Origin of the sequence: Mesorhizobium sp. BR1-1-3, assembly GCF_020165455.1 — a bacterium.
GTDB classification, from domain to species: Bacteria; Pseudomonadota; Alphaproteobacteria; order Rhizobiales; family Rhizobiaceae; genus Mesorhizobium; species Mesorhizobium ciceri.
In genome coordinates, this window is the sequence record NZ_JAIUIC010000010.1 from 149,112 (window position 1) to 173,761 (window position 24,650).

Genomic DNA, 24,650 nt, shown 5'->3' on the forward strand with positions numbered 1-24,650 from the left:
AGCCAAGCGTCGGTCAAAGCCTTGGGCGAAATAGGGCGGCAGCGATCGGCTCCCAAGCGCGGAGCGATCCGCCCAGACGTGCATTCACAACAGCGCCGACAGAGCGGCCATGAAGTGGTCGTTTTCCGAAGTCGAGCCGATGCTGACACGCACATAGGTGTCAAAGCCCTGCTGCTTCCAAGGTTTGACGATGACCCCTTGCCGCAGCAGGCCTTCGACGAAGACGGAGGCATCTTGCCGGCAGTTGAAGAACAGGAAATTGCCTCTGGAGGCGGCGACGTCGAGGCCCTTGCTTGCCAGGAAAGTCTCGACGCGTTTTCTCTCCGCCCTGGCCAGAGCTACGACCCTGGCGAGGTGTTCGTCATCGGCCAGCGCCGCGAATGCTGCGGCCTGGGCCATGCCGTTGGCGTTGAAAGGCGTGCGGACGCGGTCGAGCAGCGTGCGCAGCTCCGGGTCGCCGACGATGCCGAAGCCGATCCGCAATCCGGCCAGGCCGAACGCCTTGGAAAAGGTCCGAAGCACGATCCACGGCCGGTCGAGCTTTCCCAGATAGGGCAGGGATGACGCATAGTCGTCGCCCTTGGCATATTCGGCATAGGCTTCGTCGATGACGATCAGCGTCTCGTCGCTCGTCGCATCCAGAACCCTCGACAGATTGCCGCCGGAGAGCCAGCTGCCGACCGGGTTCATCGGGTTCGAGAACAGCAGCATGCGCGGCCGTTCGCGCACCGCCTCGACCAGCGCATCGACATTGATGGTCAGATCGTCGTTGACGACAACGCGATTGACGGTAGCGCCCATCAACGTGGTGTAGTCCTCATGCAGCGGAAACGACGGATAGAGCGTGACGACGGCGTCGCCCGGCCGCAACACGGCGCGGCTGATGACGGAGAGAAGATCTTCGGAACCGTTGCCGAGGATAATCTGGTCCTCGGCGACGGCATATTTGTCGCCGATCGCCTGGCGCAGCTTGCGCCCGGCAGGGTCCGGATAGAGGCGGAACATCTCGGAGCCGGCATGCATCGTCGCGGCGAGGGTCGGGCTGGGCCCGAGCGGGTTTTCGTTCGAGCCCAGTTTGGCGATTCTGGCCGGTGCGTATCGTTTCCGCACCTCGTCAATGGTCAGTCCGGAATTGTAGGGCGACAGGCGGTTGACTTCGGTGCGGACCATATCCGAGGCTTTCGACACGGGCTGGCTCCTCTGCGGTGGATTTCGTCATCCGTACCGCAGCTGAAATGCTTTGTATATGCTTGTATATGTAACTTGACCTGATAGTCTCTACGCCGAAGCGGAAACCGACACCGACCAGGAGGATCACATGCGCAACGCTTCTCTCTTCGATCTCTCCGGCAGGAAGGCGCTTGTCACCGGCGCCAGCCGTGGCATCGGGCGCAGCATCGCCGAAGCGCTGAGTGCTGCCGGCGCCGACGTCGCGGTCACGGCGCGCAGCCTGGCCGCGCTGGAGCACACGACGGTCGCCATCCGCGCGGTCGGTGGGGTGGCGCATGCCGTCGCTCTCGACGTCACCGATGTCGGCCGCTGCCGCGCAGCCACCAACGAGGCTGCCAGCCTGCTTGGTGGTCTCGACATTCTCGTCAACAATGCCGGGATGGAGGAGGTGCGGCCCTCGCTCGATGTCGACGAGGCGCTGTGGGACAGCATCGTCGACACGAATCTGAAGGGAGCGTTCTTCTGCGCCCAGGCCGCCGCGCGGCAGATGCGCGACGCCGGCCGTCCCGGCACCATCATCAACCTGTGCTCGCTGACGTCGGAAGTCGGAATCCCAACCGCGGTGCCGTATGGCTCGTCGAAGTCCGGCCTGCTCGGCATGACGCGGGCGCTTGCGGCCGAGTGGGCGGAGCTTGGCATAAGGGTCAACGCCATCGCGCCGGGCTATTTCAGGACGGCGATGACGGACGTTTTTTACAACAACGAGGCATGGCAGCACTCCATGCTGGCCAAGATCCCGCAGCGGCGTTTCGGTGATCTCTCCGACCTGCATGGCATCGCCGTGTTCCTCGCTTCGGATGCGGCGGCCTACATAACCGGCCAGTCCATTCCGGTCGATGGCGGCTTTCTCGCCTCGATCTGATGAGGCAGGTTTGTCTCGGTAGTTTCGACGGGAAGGATGACGGAAAAATCGCTGGCGACCGTCACATAGACATGTATATACTTTTGCCCGAGTGAAGCCTCTCGACGGCTTTGATCCTTGTCCGGGGTCGACCTGTCGGCCCGCAGCATATGGCCGGCCTGCGCCAGCCGTCATTGCGTTCCAAGAGTTCCAGGAGAACGAGCAGCCATGTCCGACATCAGCTTCCACGATTTGTCATCCATCGATGCCGACCAGCGCGCCAGTCTGCTGAAGCGCGCCGAGGCCGATCTGACGGTCTTCGTCGAGAAGGTCCGGCCGATCATCCAGGCCGTCAAGGACGAAGGCGACGCCGCCTTGATCCGCTTCGCCAGGGAACTCGACAAGGCCAATGTCGCCGAGGGCGAGCTGCAGGTGTCGGAAGCCGAGTTCGACGCGGCGTTCGACAAGGTGGAAAAGGACGTCGTCGAGAGCATCCAGTTCGGCATCGACAACATCAGGCATTTCCATGAGGAGCAGAAGCCGGAAACGATGTGGCTCAAGGAAGTCCGGCCGGGCGCCTATGCCGGCGACCGGTACACGCCGATCGCTTCCGTTGCGCTCTACGTGCCGCGCGGCAAGGGTGCTTTCCCATCGGTGACGATGATGACGTCGGTGCCGGCGGTGATTGCCGGCGTGCCGCAAATCGCCATCGTGACGCCGCCGACATCGGATGGTTCGGTGGATGCGGCAACGTTGGTCGCCGCACGCCTCGCCGGCGTCGGAACCGTCTACAAATGCGGCGGCGCTCAGGCAGTTGCCGCCGTCGCCTACGGCACGGAGACGGTGAAGCCCGCGCTCAAGATCGTCGGCCCCGGCAGCCCCTGGGTGGTGGCGGCCAAGAGCGTGCTGTCGTCGGTCATCAACACAGGCCTTCCGGCCGGGCCGTCCGAAGCGATCATCTTTGCCGATGACAGCGTCGACGGCGGGCTTGCTGCGCTCGACCTGTTGATCGAAGCCGAACACGGGCCGGATTCTTCGGCCTATCTGGTGACGCACAGCCGCAAGGTCGCCGAAGCCGCATTGGCTGCAATCCCGGAGCACTGGTCGCGGATGACCGAGCAGCGTGTCGAGTTTTCGCGCGCGGTGCTGACCGGCAAGCGCGGTGGCATCGTGCTGACCGCGTCGCTGGAAGACAGCTACCGCTTCATCAACGACTATGCGCCCGAACATCTCGAGATCCTGTCGAAGGAGCCGTTCGCGCATCTCGGGCGCATCACCGAGGCGGCTGAAATCCTGATGGGGCCGCACACGCCGGTGACGCTGGCCAATTTCGTGCTTGGACCCAATGCGGTGCTGCCGACCAGCCGTTGGGCGCGGACCTACGGGCCGCTTTCGGTGACGGATTTCGTCAAGCGCTCGTCGGTCGGCTATGTCACCTCGGTGGCCTATCCGGAACTCGCTCTGCACGCCCGCAGGCTCGCCCGCTACGAGGGCTTCAGCTCGCATGAGAACGCGGTCTCGGAGATCCGCGACCGCTATCTTGCCGGCTGAGCGGAACCGATCGCGATGAAGGCGGCACGACTTTACGGGCCCGGCGATCTGCGCGTCGAGGACATCGCGACGCCGGGCGCGCCGGATGCAGGCTGGGTGAAGCTCAGGGTCGATGCCGCCGGCATCTGCGGTTCGGACCTGCATAATTTCCGCACGGGACAGTGGATAAGCCGGTCGCCTTCGACGGCCGGCCATGAGCTCACCGGCACGGTGACCGCCACCGGCGAGGGCGTCGACGCCTTCGCTATCGGTGACAGGGTTGTCGCCGATTCCCGCTTCTGGTGCGGAGACTGCGCGCAATGCCAAGCCGGCAGGCGTCATCTCTGCGCGTCACTGGGCTTCGTCGGAGAGGTCTGCGACGGCGGTTTTGCCGAACAGGCCGTGCTGCCCGCACGGCTTTTGCATATCATCGATGCCGGGCTCGACGAGCGGGTCGCGGCAATGGCCGAGCCGCTGGCGGTGGCGCTGCACGCGGTGCGGCGCCTGCCGAAAACGACAGGCTCCGTGCTGGTCGTCGGTTGCGGACCGATCGGCGGTCTTGCCGCCCTGCTGTTGTCGCGGACCTTCGCCGGCACCGTGCTGATCGCCGACCGCAACCAGAGCCGCTGCGCCCGGGTGGCGCGGGTGACGGGTGCCCGGATCGTCGATCTGAGCCGGGACGCCGTTGCCGCCGCAACTGCCAATGCCCCGCTGCTCGCGGCCATCGAGGCGACCGGCAGCGTCGCGGCGCTCAATCAGCTGCTCGGCGTTCTCGATCTCGGCGGTACGATCGCCATGGTCGGCATCTTCCACGGCCGCCTCGACATTGATCCCAATACGCTGGTCGAACGCGAAATCGGGTTGCTGGGATGCCATGCCTTTGCCGACGAACTGCCCGAGGCCGTGCGGATGCTGGGTGAATTGAGCGAACCGCTGCTGGCGCTGATCGACCAGGAGATCGGCCTGGATGACATTCCGGCTGCCTATGAGCGGCTGTTGGCGGGGCGCAGCGACGGCTTGAAAACAATCATCCGCATGCGGCAACCTGTCGAGCAGTCGTGATTTCCGATGAATCGCCGGAAAGGACTTTTGAAATGATCACTTTGCCCGACACCGCCAGCCCTCTTTACGAGAAGGTGAAGGACTACATCCTGGCAAACATCGGAACGGGCCGGTGGGGCAAAGATCGCAAGCTGCCGTCCGAGAATGAATTGGTCGCTTCACTCGGCGTCTCGCGGATGACGGTTCACCGGGCACTCAGAGAATTGACCTCGGCCGGGTTTCTGATCCGCCTGCAAGGTGTGGGGACCTTCATCGCGCCGCCTAGGCCACAGTCGACGCTGATCGAGATCAACAACATCGCAGCCGAGATCGTCGAGCGCGGCAACAGGCATCGTTCCGAAGTCCTCGTCCTCGAAACCATCATGCCGACAAAAGAGCTGGCGCTGTCGTTCGAATTTCCAAAGCGCGTCTCGATCTATCATTCCGTCGTCGTCAATTTCGAGAACGATCTGCCGGTGCAGCTCGAAGAGCGCTTTGTCAATCCGAGCCTCATCCCCGACTATGACAAGCAGGATTTTTCGAAGACGGCGACCTATGACTACCTCATGCAGAAAACCCCGGTGACCGAGGTCGAGCATATCATTTCCGCCATCCCGGCGGATGCCGAGACGGCGCGGCATCTGGGCATCGATGTCGGCGCCTGCTGCCTTTTCCTGCACCGCCGGACATGGACGGGCGCGGTGGTGGCGACGATCAGCAAGCTGACTTATGCCGGCAGCCGCTACTCGCTCGGCAGCCGCTATTCCCCTTCAAAAAGCAGCTGACGGAAGCAGGTCGAATGCAAGAGCGACAGATGACGCCGGCACCGAGCCGCACGGCGCGGATCCGGGCACTCGCGCAGCATGATGTTGCCGAAGCACAAAGCGCGCTGGCGGCATTGCTGGGCGACCTGTTCGCGATGCGCCCCCGCAATGTCCGCATCAACTTCGACAAATACAGCCTCAATTCGTTGAACGGCTTCTTCGAGGACGACGGCAAGCCCTACTTCTTCAAGTTCCATCAGGAGGAGCGGGAAGAGGCGATGACGGGCGAGTATTACCGCGCCGAGATTCTGTCGCGCGCCGGCCTGCCGGTCGACCAACCCGTGCATATGTCGGCCCAACCGGGCGAGCAGATCCTTGTCTATCGGCGGCGCACGGATCCGAGGTTTTCGGATGTGCTGTTCGCGCTGGATGCGCAGGACGATGCCGGCAAACGGCGAGAAGCCGTTCTTGCCGAGCGCGACCTGTCGGCCAGGCTGCTCAAGGTCTATCTCGAAACGCTGCATCCGGTAACCGTCGAGGACGTGGCGGCGGAACCGATCCACAGGCTGTTTCATGAGCGGCTGATCGATGCCGATACGCGCTTGCCGCCAGGCGGCCGGCTGGCCGATTTCTATGTCGGCAAGCCGTTCGTCTTTCCCGGTGCCGAGCTGGATTGGGATCGGTTTTCCCGGCTGAAATTCGTCATCAATGGCGAGCAGTACACCGACAGCGTCGGTGAGCTTTTCGATGCCGCCGCAGTGCGCTTGCGGCCGGACCGGCTTGCCAATGCAGGCGGCGTGGTCGCGCATGGTGACGCCCACAACGCCAATGTCTGGTACACGGCGAAGGCGGGGAGGGCGGAGCTGTCCTTCTTCGATCCCGCCTTTGCAGGCTCGCATATCCCCACGCTGCTGGCGGAGGTGAAGGCGACGTTCCACAACATCTTCGCCCACCCGTTCTGGCTCTATGATCCGGCGACCGCGACCGAGGCTTTTCGCGCCCATGCGCGGCTGGACGGAAACCTGCTCCATGTCGACACGGACTGGGACCTGAGCCCCGTCCGCCGCGACCTGCTGGAGGTCAAGGCCACAGCGCTGTGGCGGCCGTTGCTGCTTGAGCTCAAACGGCGCGGCATGCTGCCGGCCGATTGGCGCGCGGTGCTCCGGGCCGGTCTCTTCCTGTCGCCGACGCTGGTCATGAACCTGCGCACCGGCGTGCGCAGCCACACGCCGGTTTCTTCCCTTATTGCCTTTTCGGTGGCGGTCATGGTCGGCAGCGAACCTGTTGCCGGAACCGATCGGGTGACCGATTTTCTAGACCGGATCGATCCCGGAGAGCGTAAAAATTGAGTCTTTCCAACTTGTATATGCATGTATGTATTTTAGCCTTGACATCCGCTCCCGCTGACGCTGAAATATCCGCGCACTTCACCATGAAGTGGCAGGTAAGACGCCGAGGCACAGTGCCGCAAGAGCAGAAACCCGCAGTCTCACCGGACTGGCTACCTCAGTCAGAAAAAGCGGTCCGATCATCAAGGGGAACAAGGATGATGCGTAACCTAACAGGACAATTTCGCGCGCTCGTGATGGCCGCCGCCATCGGGCTCGCCGCCGCCCCGGCGGCCTACGCGGCCGATGCGGCCATTCCCACCACGCCCGAGGCAGGAGCGTTCAAGATCGGCATCGAGCCCTGGCTCGGCTATGGCCAGTGGCATGTCGCCGAGGCCAAGGGCCTGTTCAAGACGAACGGGCTGAGCGACGTCCAGATCGTCAACTTCGCCGAGGACAAGGACATCAATGCAGCACTTGCAAGCGGCCAGCTCGACGCCGCCAACATCGCCACCCACACGGCGATGGGCATGGTTGCGGCCGGCCTGCCGGTGAAGATCGTGCTGCTGCTCGACGTCTCCATGACCGCCGACGCGATCATCGCTGGCAAGGACGTCACCTCCATCGCGGACCTCAAGGGCAAGCAGGTGGCCTTCGAGGAAGGCACGACGAGCGACATCCTGCTCAAATACGCGCTCACCAGGAACGGCATGTCGATCGACGATGTGAAACCGGTTCCGATGCCTGCGTCCGACGCCGGCAGCGCCTTGATCGCCGGCCAGGTGCCGGTCGCGGTGACCTATGAACCGTACCTCACCGTCGCCATGGCGCAGAACAAGGACCTCAAGCTGCTGTTCACCGCCGGCGAGGATCCCGGCCTGATCAGCGACGTGCTGGTGGTGCGTGACGAGGTGATCAAATCGCGGCCCGGCCAAGTGCTGGCCATGATCAAGAGCTGGGACGCAGCGCTCAAGGACTACAATGCCGATACGCCCGGTGGGCGCGCCATCATCGCCAAGGCTGTCGGTTCGGACGTCAAGGACCTCAACACCGCCTTTGACGGCGTGCGTTACTACTCACTCGCCGAAAACAAGGCGGCGCTGACCGGTGATTTCACCACCAAGACCTTCGCCGATGTCGAAGCCGCCGCCAAGAACGCCAAGCTGCTGCAGGCCGATGTGACGCCGGAGCAGATGATCGACCCGTCATTCGTCAAGGCGGCGGAATGACCAAGGCCGGATCGCGGTGGTGACGCAGATGCCCGGGGAGCGTCCCGCTCAAACGGATCCGGCTCGTCCCACGAAACAGGCGAGGCGTCGCCGATCCTCCGGCATCGGCGTGCCCATCGCCAGGTCGCGCTTCCTGGTGATCGCGGTGGCCGTGTTCGTCGGGCTCGGCCTTGCCTGGTGGGCGGCGACCGGACTGGGATTGGTAAAGCCGATCTTCCTGCCATCGCCCGGCAGCGTCGCTATGCAGATCGCCAAGCTCGCGGCCGACGGCACGTTGTGGCTGGACCTCAAAGCCTCGATGTACCGTATCTCCATCGGCTTCCTTATCGCCTCGGCCCTGTCGATACCGATCGGCGTGCTGATCGGCAGTTTCCGTTCCTGGGAAGCGGCCATCGAGCCGCTGGTGGATTTCATCCGCTACATGCCGGTCGTCGCTTTCGTGCCGCTCTCCATCCTGTGGGCCGGCACCGGCGATTCGCAGAAATTCCTGATCATCTTTATCGGCACGTTCTTCCAGCAGGTGCTGATGATCATGGACAATGTGAAACGGGTTCCAGCCGATTTCATCGGCCTTGGGCGCACGCTCGGCCTGCCGGATCGCAAGATCCTGACGCGCATCGTCGTGCCCAGTGCCTTGCCGGGCATCTGGGATACGCTGCGCATCAGCTTGGGCTGGGCATGGACCTGGCTGGTGCTGGCCGAACTCGTCGCCGCCACTTCGGGGCTCGGTTATCGCATCACCGTGTCCCAGCGCTATTTCCAGACCAACACCATCATCGGCTACATCCTGCTGCTCGGCCTGCTCGGCCTCATCACCGACCAGGTGATGAAGGCGCTGGAAAAGGTGCTGTTCAAGCAAGAGGGCCGCTCGCAATGAGCCCCAAATTGCGGATCGCCGGCCTCCACAAGAGCTTCGGCACGGGCGAGCGGCGCACGGAAGTACTGCGCGATATCAACCTCGATCTTGCCGACAACGAGTTCGTCTCCCTGGTCGGCACGTCGGGCTGCGGCAAGAGCACGCTGCTGTCGATCGTGGCCGGACTGCAGGACTTCGACGCGGGCGATCTCAGCATCGATGGCGCGCCGATCCTGCAGCCTGGTCTCGACCGTGGCGTCGTCTTTCAGTCCTACACGCTGCTTCCCTGGCTGACGGCGCGGCAGAACATCGAGTTTGCGCTCAAGGCCGCTGGTTACGATCGCCCGACCTGCCGCAGGATCGCGCTGGAGCATCTCGAACTCGTCAAGCTGTCTGGTAGTGCGGACCGCTATCCAGCCGAACTCTCGGGCGGCATGAAACAACGCGTCGCCATTGCGCGCGCGCTTTCCTACCGGCCCAAGATGCTGTTGATGGACGAGCCCTTCGGCGCGCTCGATGCCTTGACCCGGCATCAGATGCAGGAACTGCTGACCCAGATCTGGGAGGAACACAGGTTGACCGTCCTGTTTGTCACCCATGATGTGGAGGAGGCCGTCTATCTGTCGGACCGCATCGTCGTCATGGGCATCGGCCCGGGACGTATCACGCAGACATTCAACGTGGATATCGAGCGCCCGCGCCGCGAAGAGGTGATGGAAAGCCCTGCATTCATGGATCTGCAACGCGGCGTGCACAAGGCCATCCGCGAGGGGTCAAGACGCCCGGAAATGGCCTAGGCGCCTGCGGTCGTTTGCAGGCCCAATCACGTCGCCTTGCCGACTGCCGCGTCCAGTTCCAGCTCGCCTTCGGAAATGTCGTCGAACGAGGCGTAGTTCATGTTGTAGAGGCGGGCGTAGAGGCCTTTTCTTGCCATCAGCTGTTCGTGGTTGCCGCTTTCGACGATCTCGCCGTTCTGCAGCACGATGATGTGGTCGGCGCCGCGGATAGTGGCCAGACGGTGGGCGATGACCAGCCCGGTGCGGCCTTCCAGCAGCGTGATCAGCGCCTTCTGGATCAGCATCTCGGTGTAGGAATCGATGCTGGCCGTGGCTTCGTCGAGCACCAGGATCTTTGCATCCGCCACCAGCGCGCGCGCGAAGCTGATCAGCTGGCGCTGGCCCAGCGAGAGATTGCCGCCGCGCTGCTCGAGTTCGGTATCGTAGCCATCTGGCAGGTTCTCGATGAAATCGTGCGCGCCGACGGCTTGTGCGGCGCGGACCACCTCCTCGCGGCTGGCTGATGTCTTGTGGTAGCGGATGTTTTCCAGCACCGAGCCGGAGAACAGGAACGGCTCCTGCAGCACCATCGCCACCTGATCGCCGAGCGAATCCTGGGTGAGGTCACGCACATCATGGCCGCCGACCAGAACCTCACCCGACCAGACATCGTAGAAGCGGTGCACCAGCGCCATCGAGCTCGACTTGCCCGACCCGGTCGGGCCGACAAGGGCTACGGTCTCGCCCGGGTTGACGCGGAAGGAGATGTTCTTCAGCACCGGCTGGTTCGGCCTATAGCCGAAGGTGACGTTCCTGAACTCGACCGAGCCGTCCATGTCGCGCGACAGCGCCACGGCACCGTGCCTGTCGCTGACGTCGACCGGCACGTCGAGCACTTCGGAGATGCGCTGGCCCGAAGCCATGGCGCGCTGCATGACGCTGTACTGCATGGTCAGCGAGCGGATCGGGTCGAAGAAGCGCTGGATGTAGAACAGGAACGCCACCATGACGCCGATGTCGAGGCTGTGCGAGAGCACCATCGACCCGCCGACGACGATGACAGTTGCCATGGCGATGCCGGTCAGCGTGTCGACGATCGGCACCATTACCTGCGCGTATTTCGCCGACCTCAAATGGGCATTGAGGTTGGCCAGCACCTTTTCGTCGTAGAGGTCGAAATTGACGTGCTGGCGCTCGAGGCTCTGCACCGTGCGCACGCCATGGATGCCTTCGGCCAGTGCGCCGTTGGCGATCGAGTTGGTTTCGTGCGCGGCCATGAAGGCGACCTTGGCGCGCGGCAGCCAGAAAAGGCGCACGATGAATAGCACCGGCATGGTCGACAGCGTCAGCAGGCCAAGCCGGAAATCGAGCCACAAAAGCACGCTGACAATGCCGAACAACAGCACGATGTCGCCTACCGACATCACCGATGTTTCGAGGAATTCCTGCATCGAATTGACGTCGCCCTGCAGGCGCGACATCAGCCGCCCGACCTCGGTCTTGTCCATGAAGCTCAGCGAGACCCGTTGCAGATGGCTGAACATGGCGCGGCGCAGGTCCGACAGCACGTTTTCGGCCACCTTGCCGACGACGCTTTCCTGCACATAGCTGGCAGCATAGTTGATCAGGATGATCACGGCGAAAGCGCTGATCGCGGCGATCATTACCGATTGGTCCAGCTTGCCAGCCGTCATGCCGTGGTCGATGGCGTAGCGGATGACCAGCGGGATCGCCAGTTGCGTCAGCGTGAACATCAGCACCGCGGCGAGTGAGATGAAAATCCGGTTCTGATACGGCCTCACGAAGCTCCAGATACGCCGCACGATGCGCGGGTCATAAGCTTTGCCGAAGACCTCTTCGTCGTCGCGGTGCGAGCCCACGACCGCCTTTGTCGGTGGCCCGCTGGTGTCTTCCTTCTCGTCGTCGGCCGGTGTCTGCATCACGCGGCTCCCGCCACGGGCCGCTCATCGTCCGGCCGCAACTGCAGGTCATGGAGCGCGCGGTAGCGTCCACCGAGCGCCAGCAACTCCTCATGCGTGCCGCGCTCGACGATCCGGCCGCCCTCGACGAACAGGATCTGGTCGGCATGCATCAGCGAACTCAGCCGGTGCGAGATGATGAGTGTCACGCGATCCCTGGCGAAGCGTTTCATCGCTGCCCGGATCCGCTGTTCGGTGCCGGCGTCGATGGCCGCGGTGGAATCATCGAAGACCAGCACGGACGGCCGCAGCATCAGGCTGCGGGCGATGGTCAGGCGCTGCCGCTGGCCACCGGAAAGCGACGCGCCGCGCTCGCCGACGACTGTGGTGTAGCCGGCTGGGAGGCCCATGATGTAATTGTGCAATTGGGCGTACTCGGCTGCCTGCCCGATGCGGGTCTCGCGCGCCCAGGGATTGCCGTAGGCGATGTTGTTCTCGATCGAGGTGGTGAACAGGAACGCGTCCTGCTGCACGACGCCGACCGCCTTGCGCAACGATTGCAGCGTCGCGTCACGGATGTCCTGGCCGTCGATGGTTATCGCGCCTGAGGTGACGTCGTAGAAACGCGGGATCAGGTGCGCGATCGTCGATTTGCCGCTGCCCGGCGGACCGACGATGCCGATGGTCTCGCCGGACCTCGCCTCGAAGGAGATGCCCGACAGAGTCGGCCGGTCGCCCGCGCCCTCGTAGCGGAAGCCCACATTGTGGAAGCGCAGCACGCCATCGGTGACGACGAGATCCTTGGCGCCGGGCGCGTCCTCGATGTCGAGCTCGGCGTCGAGCAGTTCGAACAGCCGGCTGCCGCAGGTCGAGGCGCGGGCGAAGGAATTGACCATCAGCCCGAGCTGGCGCACCGGCATCTGCAGGATGGTCATGAAGGTGAGGAACTGGGCGAGCGTGCCGACGCTGATCTGGCCTGCAATCACTTTCTGGCCGCCGAACCAGAGCACCAGCCCCATGGCGGCCAGGAACGAGAAGTTCATGGCGCTGGTGTTGGAGACGCGGATGTCGACGCGCTGATTGGCGAGGTCCAGCGCATCGCGCTTGGCGCGGTCGAATTTTTCCAGCTCATGCCGCTGTGCCGCAAAGGCCCGCACGACGCGGATGCCGCCGAGGTTCTCATCCATCACCCGGCTCAGCACAGACAGCCGCTCCTGCAACGTCAGCCAGGTGCTGCGCAGTTTGAGCTGGGTGACCGAGGACCGCCAGGCAACGAACGGCACGAAGCTCAGGCTGAGCAGCCCGAGCATGAGATCGGTGCTGATCAGGAGATAGGCGCCGACGCCGATCAGCACGCCGAGCAGCACCACACGCAAAATGCCGGTGGAGAAGAACATGCGCACGCCGTCGAGATCGAGCAGGCCGAGCGTGATCAAATCGCCGGTGTGGACCCTGTCGTGGTAGGCGAAGCTCAGGCGCTGGATCTTCTCGTAGAAGGCCAGCCGCAGTTCATAGCCGGTGCGATGACCGACGGCCTCGCCATAGTAGTTCTGCGCCATGGTGAAGAGGCCGCGCAGGATCGAGACGACGAGCAGCGTCAGCGCCGTGTTCCACAGCGCCTGTTCCGCCGCAGCGCCGGCACCCGCGGCCATCACACCTTGCGCCTGGTCGATGGCGCGTCCCAGCAGGCGTGGAATGAAAAGCTGCAGCGTCGCGGCAATGAAGGTCGAGACGATGGTGATGGCGACCTGCCAGGGATGGCGCAGTGTCATGCGCACGATGCGAAGCAAGGTGCTGAGGCCCTTGCCCCAGGACGCTTCCGCGACGTGAGCAAACGATTTGCCGCGCTCCGGCGCGCTGCTGGTTGCTTGCGTGTTCAAGGAAAATATCCAAACCAATCCGGACGTTAGCCCGGACTAATAAAGCAGACTCAATGTGAGCGGTTGACTTGGCGCTATGTTACGCGGGTCTGGCTTGGCCCTTCAAGAGCCAATGCGGGCATCGCACTGTGCCTGAAGGAAAGCGAACATGCGGCTGTGACCCGGCTGGCACCAGCGGCGGAATCCTGCCGATCTTGCCGAAGGGCGTTGGCCGGACGAGGTCAGCACCTAGTGTACGCAAGCGCCGGCCGGACGGCATGCGACCTTCCATCCGGCCGGAATCCGGTTTGCTAGGCAGGTATCAGGACGGCGATCCGATGCACGCCGACCTCCTTGCTTGTATTTGTCGCCTCGTCGGTCTTGCCTTTGGCGCAGGTGTACATGTCACCCGTCTTGAGCTTGAATTCCTTGTCGGCCTTCTTGATCGTGAACGCACCTGAAGCAATGGTGCAGACCATATCGTTGTCCATCACCATCTGAGGCGCGTGTGCGCCGGGCTGAAATACCACGTCGACAATTGCGATGCTCTTGTAGGCGGGAATGTCGGAGTTGCCGGTGCTGACCTCAACCACCCTGACACCGGGCGCAATCTCCTTGCCTTCCTTCGGGCCGTATTTCTTCGCTGATGCCGCCAGGGTGAACAGAGGCGTTATCGCGACAGCCATCACACCGAGAGCAATTGCAGACCTGCGATTCATGGTTTTCATTGCATCCTCCCACGTCTTCGTCACGAACGAATGTGCATGACAGTAATATATTAGCACAAATGAATGTACTTGTATGCGAGGAAGCGGCCCAACCACGGCGGCAGGAACTCCGCAGCAGCCGTCGGAGAGGTTCCAGACATCGACGATCTGCTTGCCGCTAAAACCCTGCCACTGCTGCGGACCTTCGGGCGCTCAGACACCCTTGCCGTGCCGCCAGCAGGCGATCAGATGCCCTGCCGCGGTCTCTCGGGCCGGCGGCTCCGTCTTTCGGCAGTCGAGCAGGACCAGCGGGCAGCGGTCGGCGAAGGAGCACCCCGTATTCGGGACGCCGGCCGACTCGATCTCGATTGGAGCGGATAGTCTCGGCGCAGCTTCGTCGGAGGACGCAGCCAAAAGCAGGGCCGTATAGGGGTGGTTGGGGCCGCGAAAAATCTGGTCGGAGGAGCCGGTTTCGACCAGGCGTCCGCGATAGAGCACGCCGATCCTGTCGGCCATGTAGCGCACCACCCTGAGGTCGTGGCTGATGAACAGATAGGTCGTGTCCTTGTCGCGCTGCAGGTCGTTGAGCAGGTTGAGAACGGTCGCCTGGACGGAGACGTCGAGCGCGGAGGTCGGTTCATCGAGCACGACGACCTTCGGCACGCCGGCGAAGGCGCGCGCGATTGCCGCCCGCTGCCGCTGGCCACCGGACAGCGAACGCGATTTCTGCTCGGCCGTGGCGCCGGCGAGGCGAACCGATTGCAGCAGGTCGCCGACGCGGGCTCTCACCTCGCTGCGGCGCAGGCCGGCGAGCCTGCGCAGCGGGCGGCCGAGGATCGTGCCGATCCGCTGGCGCGGATTGAGCGTGCGATCCGGCGACTGGAAGACCATCTGCACGTCGCGGCGTTCGGCAAGGTTTCTCTTCTCGACGCGCGGCGCGACCGTCCTGCCGAACAGTTCGACCGATCCGGCGCTTGGCGTCTGCAGGCCGGTGACGATCCGTGCCAGGGTCGACTTGCCAGAACCGGACTCGCCGATCAGCCCGAAGGTCTCGCCCTGGCCGATGTCGAGATCGACGTGGTGCAGCACTGGCTGGCTGCCGAAGGCATGACTGATGCCTTTGCAGGCGATCGCGATGCGGCGTTCTTTTGGCAGGCCGGCGTCTTCGCCTTGGACCATTGGGTGCGCTGGCACGCCGTCCGTCTCCGCCAGTCTTCCGTCCCGCTTGGTGTAGTTGAGCGCCGGGATCGAGGCGATGAGCGCCTTGGTGTAGGCGTGAGAGGGGTTGTCGAAGACATCGCTCGCAACGCCGCTTTCGACCACGGTTCCCGCCTGCATCACCGCCACCCGGTCGCAGGAGCGGCGGATCATATTGATGTCGTGGCTGATCAGCAGGATGCTGGTTTTGTGATCCTTGCGTAAGTCGGAGAGGATGGCGATGATCTCGGACTGGACGCTGGCGTCGAGCGCCGTCGTCGGCTCATCCAGCAACAGCAGCGATGGGTCGAGCGCAATGGCAATGGCGATGTTGGCGCGCTGCTGCATGCCGCCGGAGAGTTCGTGCGGATAGAGATCCAGCACCCGCTCCGGATGGCTGACCCGGACGCGGCCGAGCAGTTCGGCGGCGCGCCCGCGCGCCTCTTCGAGGCAAACCGGGCGATGCCGCATGACCGTCTCGGTGATCTGGCGGCCGATCGTCATGCTTGGATTGAGGGCAGCACCGGGATGCTGGTAGACGGCGGCGATATGATTTCCCCTGAGCCGGCGCAGCTGCTCGGCGGAAAGGTCGCGGATTTCGCGGCCCTGGAATTCCAGCGCCGACGCAGTGATGCAGGCGTTTTTCGGCAGATAGCGCAATATGGCGAGCGCCACCGAGCTTTTGCCCGATCCCGACTCGCCAACCAGGCCGAGCGCTTCGCCTTCGCCGATGTGCAGTGACACGCCGCTGACGGCGGGATGCGATCCCTTGCGCCCGTCATAGGCCACGGACAGCTGGTCTACGTTCAGAACCGAGGAGGACATGGGGACTTGAAACCACTTTCTTCCAGCGCCGCCATCGAGGGCAATCGCTTCCGCTTTCGCAATGCATTATCTCTATAAAATTACTCGGATTAAGCCGGAGCGCAATCTACCTTTCTCGCATCAGCAGAGATTGTCGCCATCTGCCGAGGCAGCGCGACGGTCTCCGGAGCAGATCTGGAAGGAGGCCCGGCATGGCTCGAGACCACATGATCCTCAGCGCATTCTTCTTCAACCCGCAGGGCGATCATCGGATGTCGTGGCGCCACCCGAGGGCGCCGGGGCGGGAGGTGCTGGATTTCGAATTCTACCGCGATCTCGTGCAGGCGGCCGAACGCGCCAGGATCGACACCATCTTCGTCGCCGACCACGTGTCGATCTGGGATTCAGTCAAGAGCGGCGTCGCCCATTACGCCAATGCCCGCCTCGAACCGCTGACGCTGCTATCGGCGCTGGCTAGCGTGACCAAGCATATCGGCCTGATCACCACGGCGTCGAGTTCCTACAGCGAGCCGTACAATGTGGCGCGCATGTTCGCCTCGCTCGACCATATCAGCAAGGGCAGGGCGTCGTGGAACGTCGTCACCTCGGCCATGGATGAGGAGGCGCGCAATTTCGGCCGCGACGGCAATATCGAGCATGCTTTCCGCTATGAGCGCGCGGCCGAATTCCTCGATATCGTCAAGGCGCTGTGGGACAGCTGGGAAGACGAGGCGCTGCTGATCGACAAGGCGTCAGGCCATTTCGCCGACCCCGACAAGGTCCATCCCATCGATCACAAGGGCAAGCACTTCAAGGTGCGTGGGCCGCTCAACGTCTCGCGGCCGCCGCAAGGCCATCCGCTAATCGTCCAGGCCGGCTCGTCCGAAGATGGCAAGAACTTCGCCACCGCCCAGGCCGATGCGCACTTCGCCATCTACAGCACCAAGCAGGATGGCATCAAATACCGTCAGGACATCAACGAGCGGCTGGCCCGCCACGGCAGGCGGCCGGAGAGCTTCAAGATCCTGCCCGGCATCCTGCCGATCGTCGCCGCCTCCGAAGCGGAAGGCCGGGAAAAGCAGGAATACCTGCAGACCTTGCTGCCGGATCAGGTCGGCATCGACCTTCTGTCGAGCTGGAGCGGGTTGGACCTGTCGCTGTTCCCGCCGGACGGGCCGCTGCCGCCACTGCCGGACGAAAGCACGTTCAATGGCGGGCGCACATCGCTCAACCGGGTCAAGCAGTGGGCGAAGCAGAATCTCAGCCTGCGCGAGATCGCGCGCAAGCTCGCCAACAGCGGTTCGGTGCCGACGGTTGCCGGCACGCCGGTACAGATCGCGGACCAGTTGCAGGACTGGTTCGTTTCGGGTGCCGCTGACGGCTTCAACCTGATGTTCCCGCTGCTGCCAGAAGACTGGGTGAATTTTGCCGAACAGGTGGTGCCGGAGCTGCAGCGGCGCGGCGTCTTCCCGACCGAATACGGGCCGGGAACGCTGCGCGAGCGTTTCGGCCTGGCGCGGCCCGCCAACCGCTTCGCCGACCAGCGCGACAATGCGCGTGCCGTGTCCTGACCGGAAGAACGATCATGACCGTCGCACCAAGATTGCAGCCGCGCGAAGCGACCGCGCCGCAGCTCGTCAATGTCCTGCACAGCCCCAAGCGTGTGCGCGTCAAATTCGGCGGCCGCACCATCGCCGACAGCCGCAACGTGCTGGTGCTGCGCTCCAACCATTTCCTGCCGATCTATTTCTTCCCGCCGTCAGCGGTCGACCCATCGGTGCTGAAACCTTCGCTGCATCGCGAGCCGCATCCGGTCGGTGGCGAGACCGCCTATTGGGATATCGACAGCGGCGACAGGCGCAGCGCCAACGCGGCGTGGTCGTTCGTGTCGCCGCCGGATGAAAACCTGGCGCCGCTGGCCGGCCGCATCGCCTTCACCTGGAAAGCCGTCGACCAATGGTTCGAGGAGGAAGAGGAAGTCTTCGTTCATGCACGCGATCCCTATGCGCGCATCGATGTTCTGCAAAGCTCGAGCCATTTGCAGATCTGGTTCGACGGCGAGCCGATCGCCGACAGCCACCGCCCGGTGCTGCTGTTCGAGACGCATCTGCCGACGCGTTTTTATCTGCCCGCGGAAGACATCCGGCTGGAGCGGCTGACGGCGTCCGTCACCACGACGCGATGTCCCTACAAGGGCATCGCCTCTTACTGGTCCGGCCTGCTGAGCGACGGTTCGGTGCGCCCTGATATCGCCTGGAGCTACCGGGATCCCATTGAGGAAATGCCGAAGATCAAGGGCCTCATCGCCTTCTATCCGCAGGCCGTCGACCGCATCCATCTCGACGGCGAGCCCGTCGTATAGATTTTCAATCTTCATTTCAAAGCAGGGTTTCAAAATGACCAGACGCAGAGATATCGACGCAGTTCGCAATCTGTCGGGGGACATCTGGAATGTCGCCGTCGACGAACATCAGGGCGGCTTTCTCAAGCGCCGCGATCTCCTCAGATATGCCGCACTGCTCGGCCTGACCGGCTTTGCCGCCTCGCAGGGATTGGGAGGCGCGCGCGCCGCGGCTGCCGGCGGCGGCACGGTTCGCGTCGGGCTCGGCCAGCCGACCAAGGCGATCGATCCGGTTTCGGTCACCGATCCGGCCAGCATCGGGGTGATCAGCCAGGTCGGCGAGTATCTGATCCTCGACGATCCGAAGGATGGTCTGCAGCCGAAGCTGGCTCTGTCCTGGGAGGCCAACGAGACGGCCAGCCGCTGGACCTTCAAATTGCGGCAAGGGGTAAAATTCCACGATGGCCGCGCGGTCACCGCCAAAGACGTTGTGGCGAGCTTCGAGCGGCTGGTCGATCCGGCCAGCGGCTCGTCGGCGTTGTCCGCCTACAAGGGCATCCTGTCCAAGGGCGGCGCCAAGCTGGTCGACGACGAAACCGTCGCCTTCGATCTCGACGGTCCGAACAGCAACTTCCCGTTCTATGTCTCCTCCGACGTCTACAATGCCGTCATCCTGCCTGCCGACTATGCCGGTGATTTCGAGAAGACTTTCAACGGCACCGGCCCGTTCAAGCTCGAATCCTTCCGTCCCAAGCAAGGCGCCAGCTTCGTGCGCAATGAGAATTACTGGGGCGACAAGGCGCTGCCCGACCGGATCGAGATCAAGTTCTTCGACGACGAGCAGGCACAGGTGCTGGCTTTGCAGGCCGGCCAGCTCGACGTGATCCCAAGCACGACGCGGCTGGAGCTGGCGATCGAGGGCAATCCCAACTTCAAGCTGCTGAGCGTGCAGGCGAGCTCGCACGACCAGGTGCATCTCAGGACCGACCAGGCGCCGTTTACCGACAAGCGCATCCGCCGCGCGCTGGCGCTCACGATCGACCGAGAGGCTGTGGTCAAGGGCCTGCTCAAGGGCCGCGCCATCGTCGGCAACGACACGCCGTTCGCGCCGATCTTCCCCTCGGCCGATCCATCGGTGCCGCAGCGCAAGCAGGACATTGCCGAGGCCAAGCGGCTGCTTGGCGAGGCGGGCGTGCCCAACGGCTTCGAGGTGACGCTGACCACCGAACGCGCCTATGACATTCCCGACTATGCGGTCATCATCCAGAACTTCGCCAAGAAGGCCGGCATCGACGTCAAGCTCAATGTCCTGCCGCAGGACGCCTATTACGGCTCGGCGACGTTCGGCAGTTCGCCATGGCTGGATTCGGTGCTCGGCATCACCGACTATGGCCACCGCGGCACGCCCGACATCTTCCTCAACGCCACGCTAAAGAGTTCGGGAGCTTGGAACGCGGCACATTTCAACAACCCGGCCTATGACGCGCTGCTGCTTGACTACTCGAAGGCGCGCGACCTGCAGGCACAGCGCCTTGTTGCCCGCAAGATCCAGACCTTGCTGCTCGACGAGACGCCGGCGATCATCAGCTACTTCTCGCAATACAGCCGCATCGTCAGCTCCAAGGTCGAGGGCGTACGCTTCACCGCGATTTCGCATCTCCTGCTCGACCGCGTTTCCTTCGTCCAGGCATGATCGCGACATGCTGACCGGTCGCATTCTGTCAGCGCGTGTGGGCACACTTGTCCTCACCCTGTGGCTGGTCAGCATTCTGGTGTTCTTCGCCGGGCAGGTCCTGCCCGGCGATGTGGGCCGTGTCATGCTCGGGCCTTTTGCCGACGCGCAAGCGGTGGCGGAACTGAACAAGCGGCTAGGCGCCGACCAGCCGGTTCTCGTCCAGTATTGGCTCTGGTTCAGCAAAGCGGTCACCGGTGACTTCGGCACCTCGCTGTCGATGCGCGGGCCGGTGGCGCCCTTCGTGCTGGAAAGCCTCAAGCGCTCCGCGGCGCTTGCCGGGATTATTTTGCTCTTCCTCGTTCCGCTCGGCGTTGGTGCCGGCGTCATCGCCGGTCTCAATGCGGGCCGCCTCATCGACCGGCTGATCGTGATGGCGGGCGTCTCCTTCGGCATTGTGCCTGATTTCGTTTCCGGCCTGATGCTGCTCATCGTTTTCGGCCTGTGGCTGAACTGGTTCCCGATCTCCGGAGTTGCGCCCGATGGCGCGGGCTTCTGGACGCATGGTTATTATCTGATCCTGCCGGCGCTGCCGCTGGTGCTGAACCTTTCCGGCTATATCGCCCGGATGACGCGAGCAGGCGTGATCGAGGCGATCGCCGCCGATTACACGCGCACCGCCGTCCTGAAAGGGCTCGAGCGGCGCGAGATCATCTTTCGGCACGTGCTGCGCAATGCGCTGACGCCGACCGTCGCGGTGCTGGCGACGCAGACCGGATACATGCTGGGTGGGCTGGTGGTGATCGAGGCGTTGTTCGGCATCCAGGGACTTGGCAATCTGGTCCTGAACGCGGCCAAGGCCCGTGATTTCCCGATGCTGGAGGCAGGCGTATTGGTGATGGCGGCCATCTTCGTGCTGTCGGCGGCGGCCGGCGACCTCTTGCTGGCGCTGCTCGATCCGCGGCAACGCCGCCGGACCTCGCCATGACGGATCTGGCCGAGTTTCCCGCACTGCAGCGCGCCGTGGCGGGCTTTTCGGCAGTGCGCCGGATTCGCAGTGCTTTCGCCGGATTGCCGCCGTCGGTCGTGGTCGGATTGCTGCTGCTTTTGTTCTGGGTCGCTTGCGCCATAGCAGGCAACCTCTTCGTTCCCTACGATCCCTATGCCGAGGATTTCCTGGCGACGCTGACGCCGCCCGATGCGCTGCACTGGTTCGGGACCGATCAGCTCGGCCGCGATGTGCTGTCCCGCATCATCGTCGGTTCGCGCGACATCCTGCTGGTTGCGCCGCTGGCGACGCTGGCCGGGGTTGCCGCCGGCAGCATCATCGGCCTGGTGCTCGGCTATTTCGAGGGCCTCACTGATGCCATCGGCGCGCGGCTGCTCGATACGCTGATGGCGTTTCCGTTCATCGTTCTCGTCACCATGACGCTGGTGGCGATCGGCCCGTCGAACCTGACCGTCATCCTGGTGATCGGCATCGCCTACGCGCCGCTGGTGGCGCGCACCGTTCGCGCCGCCGTGCGTGAGCAGAAGCAGCGCGACTATGTCAGCGCCGCGCGGCTTGGCGGTGAAGGCCCGCTCGCCATCATGTTCCTGGAGATCCTGCCCAACATCAGGGAAACGATCCTCATCGAACTCGTCACAAGGCTGGGCTACGCGTTCTTCTCGATCGCGACGCTGAGCTTTCTCGGCCTCGGCATTCAGCCGCCATCGGCCGACTGGGGACTGGCCGTCGCCGACGGCTATGGCTTCCTGACCGGCGGAAAATGGTGGGTCGTCGTCTTCAATTCCGGGGCAATCGTCTCGCTGGTGATGGCGACCAACCTGATCGCACAAGGCATTGGCGCCTTCGAGAATAGCGATGCATGAGCCTTGATCCGGGCGCCAAAAAATCTCTTTTGCATTGAAGCCTGACGCGCATCCTTATATCGCATGACTATGAAGAAAATCGGTTTCCTGTCGTTCGGGCACTGGACGCCCTCGTCGCAATCGCAAGTGCGCTCGGCTTCGGACGCGCTTTTGCAATCCATCGACCTCGCCGTCGCCGCCGAGCAACTGGGCGCGGATGGCGCCTATTTCCGCGTGCATCATTTCGCCCGCCAGCTCGCTTCGCCGTTCCCGCTGCTGGCGGCAGTCGGCGCCAAGACCAGCCGCATCGAGATCGGCACCGCGGTCATCGACATGCGCTACGAGAACCCGCTCTACATGGCCGAGGATGCCGGTGCCGCCGACATCATCGCCGGCGGGCGCCTGCAACTCGGCATCAGCCGTGGCTCGCCCGAGCAGGTGATCGATGGCTGGCGCCATTTCGGCTACGCGCCGCCGGAAGGCAAAAGCGACGCCGACATGGCGCGGCATCATGCCGAGGTCTTCCTCGAGACGCTGCGGGGCGAGGGGTTCGCCCAACCCAATCCGCGGCCGATGTTCCCCAATCCGCCCGGCCTCTTGCGCCTCGAGCCGCATTCGGAGGGTCTGCGCGAGCGGATCTGGTGGGGTGCGGCCACCAACGCCACGTCGGAATGGGCAGCCAGGCTCGGCATGAACCTGCAGAGCTCGACGCTCAAATTCGACGAGAGCGGCAAGCCGTTCCACATCCAGCAGGCCGAGCAGATCCGCATCTATCGCGAGGCCTGGAAGGCAGCCGGCCACAAGCGCGAGCCGCGCGTCTCGGTCAGCCGCAGCATCTTCGCGCTGGTCGACGATCGCGACCGCGCCTATTTCGGCCGCGGCAATGAGAGCCGCGACCAGATCGGCTTCATCGAGGAGAACACCAAGGCGATTTTCGGGCGCAGCTACGCGGCCGAGCCGGATGTGCTGATCAAGGAATTGGCGCAGGACGAGGCGATCGCCGAAGCCGATACGCTGCTGCTCACCGTTCCGAACCAGCTCGGCGTCGACTACAATGCGCATGTCATCGAGGCGATCCTGACCCATGTCGCTCCAGCGCTGGGCTGGCGCTGACGCCGGATCGATCAGGGCCGAGTTTTCCAGGGAGGTACACAATGCCAAAGAAGGCCTTGATCGCCTGGGGCGGCTGGGAGGGCCATACGCCGGAGCAGAGCGCGAAGCTCGTTCGCACCTTGCTTGAGCGAAACGGCTTCGACGTCACGCTCGGCGAAGGCACGGCGATGTTCGCTGGTCCGGAGCTTGCTTCCTTCGATCTCATCGTGCCCGTCATCACGATGTCGACGATCGAAAAGGCCGAGTTGCAGAACCTAACGCTTGCGGTTCGCGGGGGAAGCGGGCTCGGCGGTTTCCACGGGACGATGGGCGACAGTTTCCGCAATGAGCCCGACTATCAGTTCATGACCGGCGGCCAATGGGTGGCGCATCCCGGCAACATCATCGACTACACTGTCGCGATCACCCGGCCGGACGATCCGATCACAAAAGGCATCAGCGATTTCGCCTACCGGTCGGAGCAATATTACATGCATGTCGACCCAAGCAATGAGGTGCTGGCGACCACCACCTTCACCGACGCGCATTTTCCGGGGATAGGCGGCGTTGTCATGCCGGTCGTCTGGAAACGGCGCTATGGGGCGGGGAAGGTTTTCTACAGTTCCCTTGGTCACACGGCGGATGAGTTCGCGGTGCCGGAAATGGCGCTGATGGTGGAGCGGGGTTTGCTTTGGGCGGCGCGGGGGTAGAAGCAGGCGAAGTTCGTGAAAATCTGATGGAATTCACAGGAAATCTACGGAGATATCCAATGAATGATTCCAGTTGGTCCGCTTCCGAAAAGAAGCTCGCCCGCCACGCCTTCGATAAGGCTCTTGAGGCGGCCCTCGCAAAGACGATGGCCGAATTCAAGAGCAAGGCCAGTGCGGTGACGGTTCCCTCCCAGATGTGGGAGCTGGAAGCCTATTTGCGTGAACAGCGGCGGGATATCGATCGGACGTTCGACTACCGCTATTCGCAGCTCCTTTATGTCTTCACTCATCTCATCCGAGCAGGCTGCCTCGATGAAAAGCTGCTTGCCGGTCTGTCGCAAGACAAGCGGGATGTCATTCGGCGGGACCTTGCCTTTGCGGCGGGACGCTCGGCCAGCGGATGACGACGGCAGGGAGTGCGGCCGCGTCCCAATCCCTGCCATGCTGGAAAGCGGCCGTTGTCGTACTACCATCCCGTCACATGGCGAGGGGGATGAGATGGACCATCAGCGTACTGTTTTTCTGATCGGAGCAGGTTCCGTTGGTGACGACGAGCAAGCCGTGTTCACGCTGCACGTGAACGGCGCTGCATGCAATCTGAAATGCAGTTATCGGGACAAGGTGATCGAGGCAGAAGAGGAAGATTTTTTCGAGGGCTCTGTTCCAAATCCGTCAGGCACTCGAAGTCGATGGCCTGCTACCCTTCTGTTACGGAGCAAGCGCCAATGTTTATCCGGAAAATACCGTGATGGAGAAAAGTCGCGGATTGATAGCCTGCAAGGTGAAGACGGGGCAATTTCCGCAAGAGAGCGATCTGGTCGACATATTTGATGATGGCGTCGACGTGGTTCCGGTTTTCGTCCATATGCAGCAGGAATTTTGGGAAGAATGGCTGACTTCGCT

General features: G+C 63.3%; 22 protein-coding genes. 17 read left to right on the plus strand and 5 right to left on the minus strand.

Features of this window, described 5'->3' with window-relative positions; genetic code table 11:
- Positions 1-84: 84 nt before the first annotated feature.
- The gene (locus LB559_RS22070; RefSeq protein WP_318014181.1) at positions 85-1,188 is read right to left on the minus strand and encodes a histidinol-phosphate transaminase; all 1,104 of its coding nucleotides are present in this window, start codon (positions 1,186-1,188) and stop codon (positions 85-87) included.
- Positions 1,189-1,318: 130 nt separating this feature from the next.
- Between LB559_RS22070 and LB559_RS22075 the strand changes: the two genes are divergently transcribed.
- From LB559_RS22075 to LB559_RS22110, 8 genes are all read left to right on the plus strand, one after another.
- On the plus strand, positions 1,319-2,092 hold the full coding sequence (locus LB559_RS22075; RefSeq protein WP_224674968.1) for an SDR family NAD(P)-dependent oxidoreductase: 774 nt from the start codon (positions 1,319-1,321) through the stop codon (positions 2,090-2,092).
- A 207-nt stretch (positions 2,093-2,299) separates the two neighbouring features.
- Complete coding sequence (hisD, locus tag LB559_RS22080; RefSeq protein ID WP_024503949.1) at positions 2,300-3,622, plus strand: histidinol dehydrogenase; 1,323 nt, start codon at positions 2,300-2,302, stop codon at positions 3,620-3,622.
- A 15-nt stretch (positions 3,623-3,637) separates the two neighbouring features.
- Entirely contained in the window at positions 3,638-4,663 is a 1,026-nt protein-coding gene (locus LB559_RS22085; RefSeq protein WP_224674969.1) for a zinc-dependent alcohol dehydrogenase, read from the plus strand.
- Positions 4,664-4,695: 32 nt separating this feature from the next.
- The gene (hutC, locus tag LB559_RS22090) at positions 4,696-5,427 is read left to right on the plus strand and encodes a histidine utilization repressor (RefSeq protein ID WP_013530484.1); all 732 of its coding nucleotides are present in this window, start codon (positions 4,696-4,698) and stop codon (positions 5,425-5,427) included.
- Between the two features lie 29 nt (positions 5,428-5,456).
- Positions 5,457-6,755 (plus strand): hypothetical protein, encoded by a 1,299-nt coding sequence (locus tag LB559_RS22095; protein ID WP_224674970.1) that lies wholly within the window; start codon positions 5,457-5,459, stop codon positions 6,753-6,755.
- Positions 6,756-6,955: 200 nt separating this feature from the next.
- A complete protein-coding gene (locus LB559_RS22100; protein ID WP_013530486.1) occupies positions 6,956-7,963 on the plus strand; it encodes an ABC transporter substrate-binding protein in 1,008 nt (335 codons plus the stop codon).
- Between the two features lie 28 nt (positions 7,964-7,991).
- Positions 7,992-8,840 carry an ABC transporter permease gene (locus tag LB559_RS22105; RefSeq protein WP_013530487.1) on the plus strand — a complete coding sequence of 283 codons (849 nt, stop codon included), beginning with the start codon at positions 7,992-7,994 and terminating at the stop codon, positions 8,838-8,840.
- Complete coding sequence (locus LB559_RS22110) at positions 8,837-9,616, plus strand: ABC transporter ATP-binding protein (RefSeq protein WP_013530488.1); 780 nt, start codon at positions 8,837-8,839, stop codon at positions 9,614-9,616. The genes LB559_RS22105 and LB559_RS22110 overlap by 4 nt, the downstream gene beginning before the upstream one ends.
- A 26-nt stretch (positions 9,617-9,642) precedes the next feature.
- On the opposite strand, the gene LB559_RS22115 is transcribed toward LB559_RS22110, so the two are convergent.
- The 4 genes from LB559_RS22115 to LB559_RS22130 form a co-directional block, all read right to left on the minus strand.
- On the minus strand, positions 9,643-11,535 hold the full coding sequence (locus LB559_RS22115; RefSeq protein WP_224674971.1) for an ABC transporter ATP-binding protein: 1,893 nt from the start codon (positions 11,533-11,535) through the stop codon (positions 9,643-9,645).
- Complete coding sequence (locus tag LB559_RS22120; protein WP_224674972.1) at positions 11,535-13,394, minus strand: ABC transporter ATP-binding protein; 1,860 nt, start codon at positions 13,392-13,394, stop codon at positions 11,535-11,537. Before LB559_RS22120 ends, LB559_RS22115 begins: the two co-directional genes overlap by 1 nt.
- 290 nt (positions 13,395-13,684) lie before the next feature.
- Positions 13,685-14,125: a hypothetical protein gene (locus LB559_RS22125; protein ID WP_224674973.1), complete on the minus strand. Its 441-nt coding sequence runs from the start codon at positions 14,123-14,125 to the stop codon at positions 13,685-13,687.
- A gap of 168 nt (positions 14,126-14,293) precedes the next feature.
- Complete coding sequence (locus tag LB559_RS22130; protein ID WP_224674974.1) at positions 14,294-16,102, minus strand: ABC transporter ATP-binding protein; 1,809 nt, start codon at positions 16,100-16,102, stop codon at positions 14,294-14,296.
- A gap of 191 nt (positions 16,103-16,293) precedes the next feature.
- Here LB559_RS22130 and LB559_RS22135 point away from each other — a divergent pair, with 191 nt between their 5' ends.
- From LB559_RS22135 to LB559_RS22175, 9 genes are all read left to right on the plus strand, one after another.
- The gene (locus LB559_RS22135) at positions 16,294-17,652 is read left to right on the plus strand and encodes an LLM class flavin-dependent oxidoreductase (RefSeq protein WP_224674975.1); all 1,359 of its coding nucleotides are present in this window, start codon (positions 16,294-16,296) and stop codon (positions 17,650-17,652) included.
- A gap of 14 nt (positions 17,653-17,666) precedes the next feature.
- Complete coding sequence (locus LB559_RS22140; protein WP_224674976.1) at positions 17,667-18,443, plus strand: DUF427 domain-containing protein; 777 nt, start codon at positions 17,667-17,669, stop codon at positions 18,441-18,443.
- Between the two features lie 34 nt (positions 18,444-18,477).
- Positions 18,478-20,115, plus strand: coding sequence for an ABC transporter substrate-binding protein (locus LB559_RS22145; RefSeq protein ID WP_024503938.1), 1,638 nt, complete (start codon positions 18,478-18,480; stop codon positions 20,113-20,115).
- Positions 20,116-20,122: 7 nt separating this feature from the next.
- Positions 20,123-21,082, plus strand: a complete 960-nt coding sequence (locus LB559_RS22150; protein ID WP_013530496.1) for an ABC transporter permease — start codon at positions 20,123-20,125, stop codon at positions 21,080-21,082.
- Positions 21,079-21,966, plus strand: coding sequence for an ABC transporter permease (locus tag LB559_RS22155; RefSeq protein WP_013530497.1), 888 nt, complete (start codon positions 21,079-21,081; stop codon positions 21,964-21,966). Before LB559_RS22150 ends, LB559_RS22155 begins: the two co-directional genes overlap by 4 nt.
- Before the next feature lie 69 nt (positions 21,967-22,035).
- Positions 22,036-23,058, plus strand: coding sequence for an LLM class flavin-dependent oxidoreductase (locus LB559_RS22160; protein ID WP_224675031.1), 1,023 nt, complete (start codon positions 22,036-22,038; stop codon positions 23,056-23,058).
- Positions 23,059-23,099: 41 nt separating this feature from the next.
- Positions 23,100-23,747 (plus strand): ThuA domain-containing protein, encoded by a 648-nt coding sequence (locus LB559_RS22165; RefSeq protein WP_013530499.1) that lies wholly within the window; start codon positions 23,100-23,102, stop codon positions 23,745-23,747.
- A 26-nt stretch (positions 23,748-23,773) separates the two neighbouring features.
- On the plus strand, positions 23,774-24,151 hold the full coding sequence (locus tag LB559_RS22170) for a hypothetical protein (RefSeq protein ID WP_224674977.1): 378 nt from the start codon (positions 23,774-23,776) through the stop codon (positions 24,149-24,151).
- A 94-nt stretch (positions 24,152-24,245) separates the two neighbouring features.
- Entirely contained in the window at positions 24,246-24,578 is a 333-nt protein-coding gene (locus LB559_RS22175; protein ID WP_224674978.1) for a hypothetical protein, read from the plus strand.
- Positions 24,579-24,650: the final 72 nt, after the last annotated feature.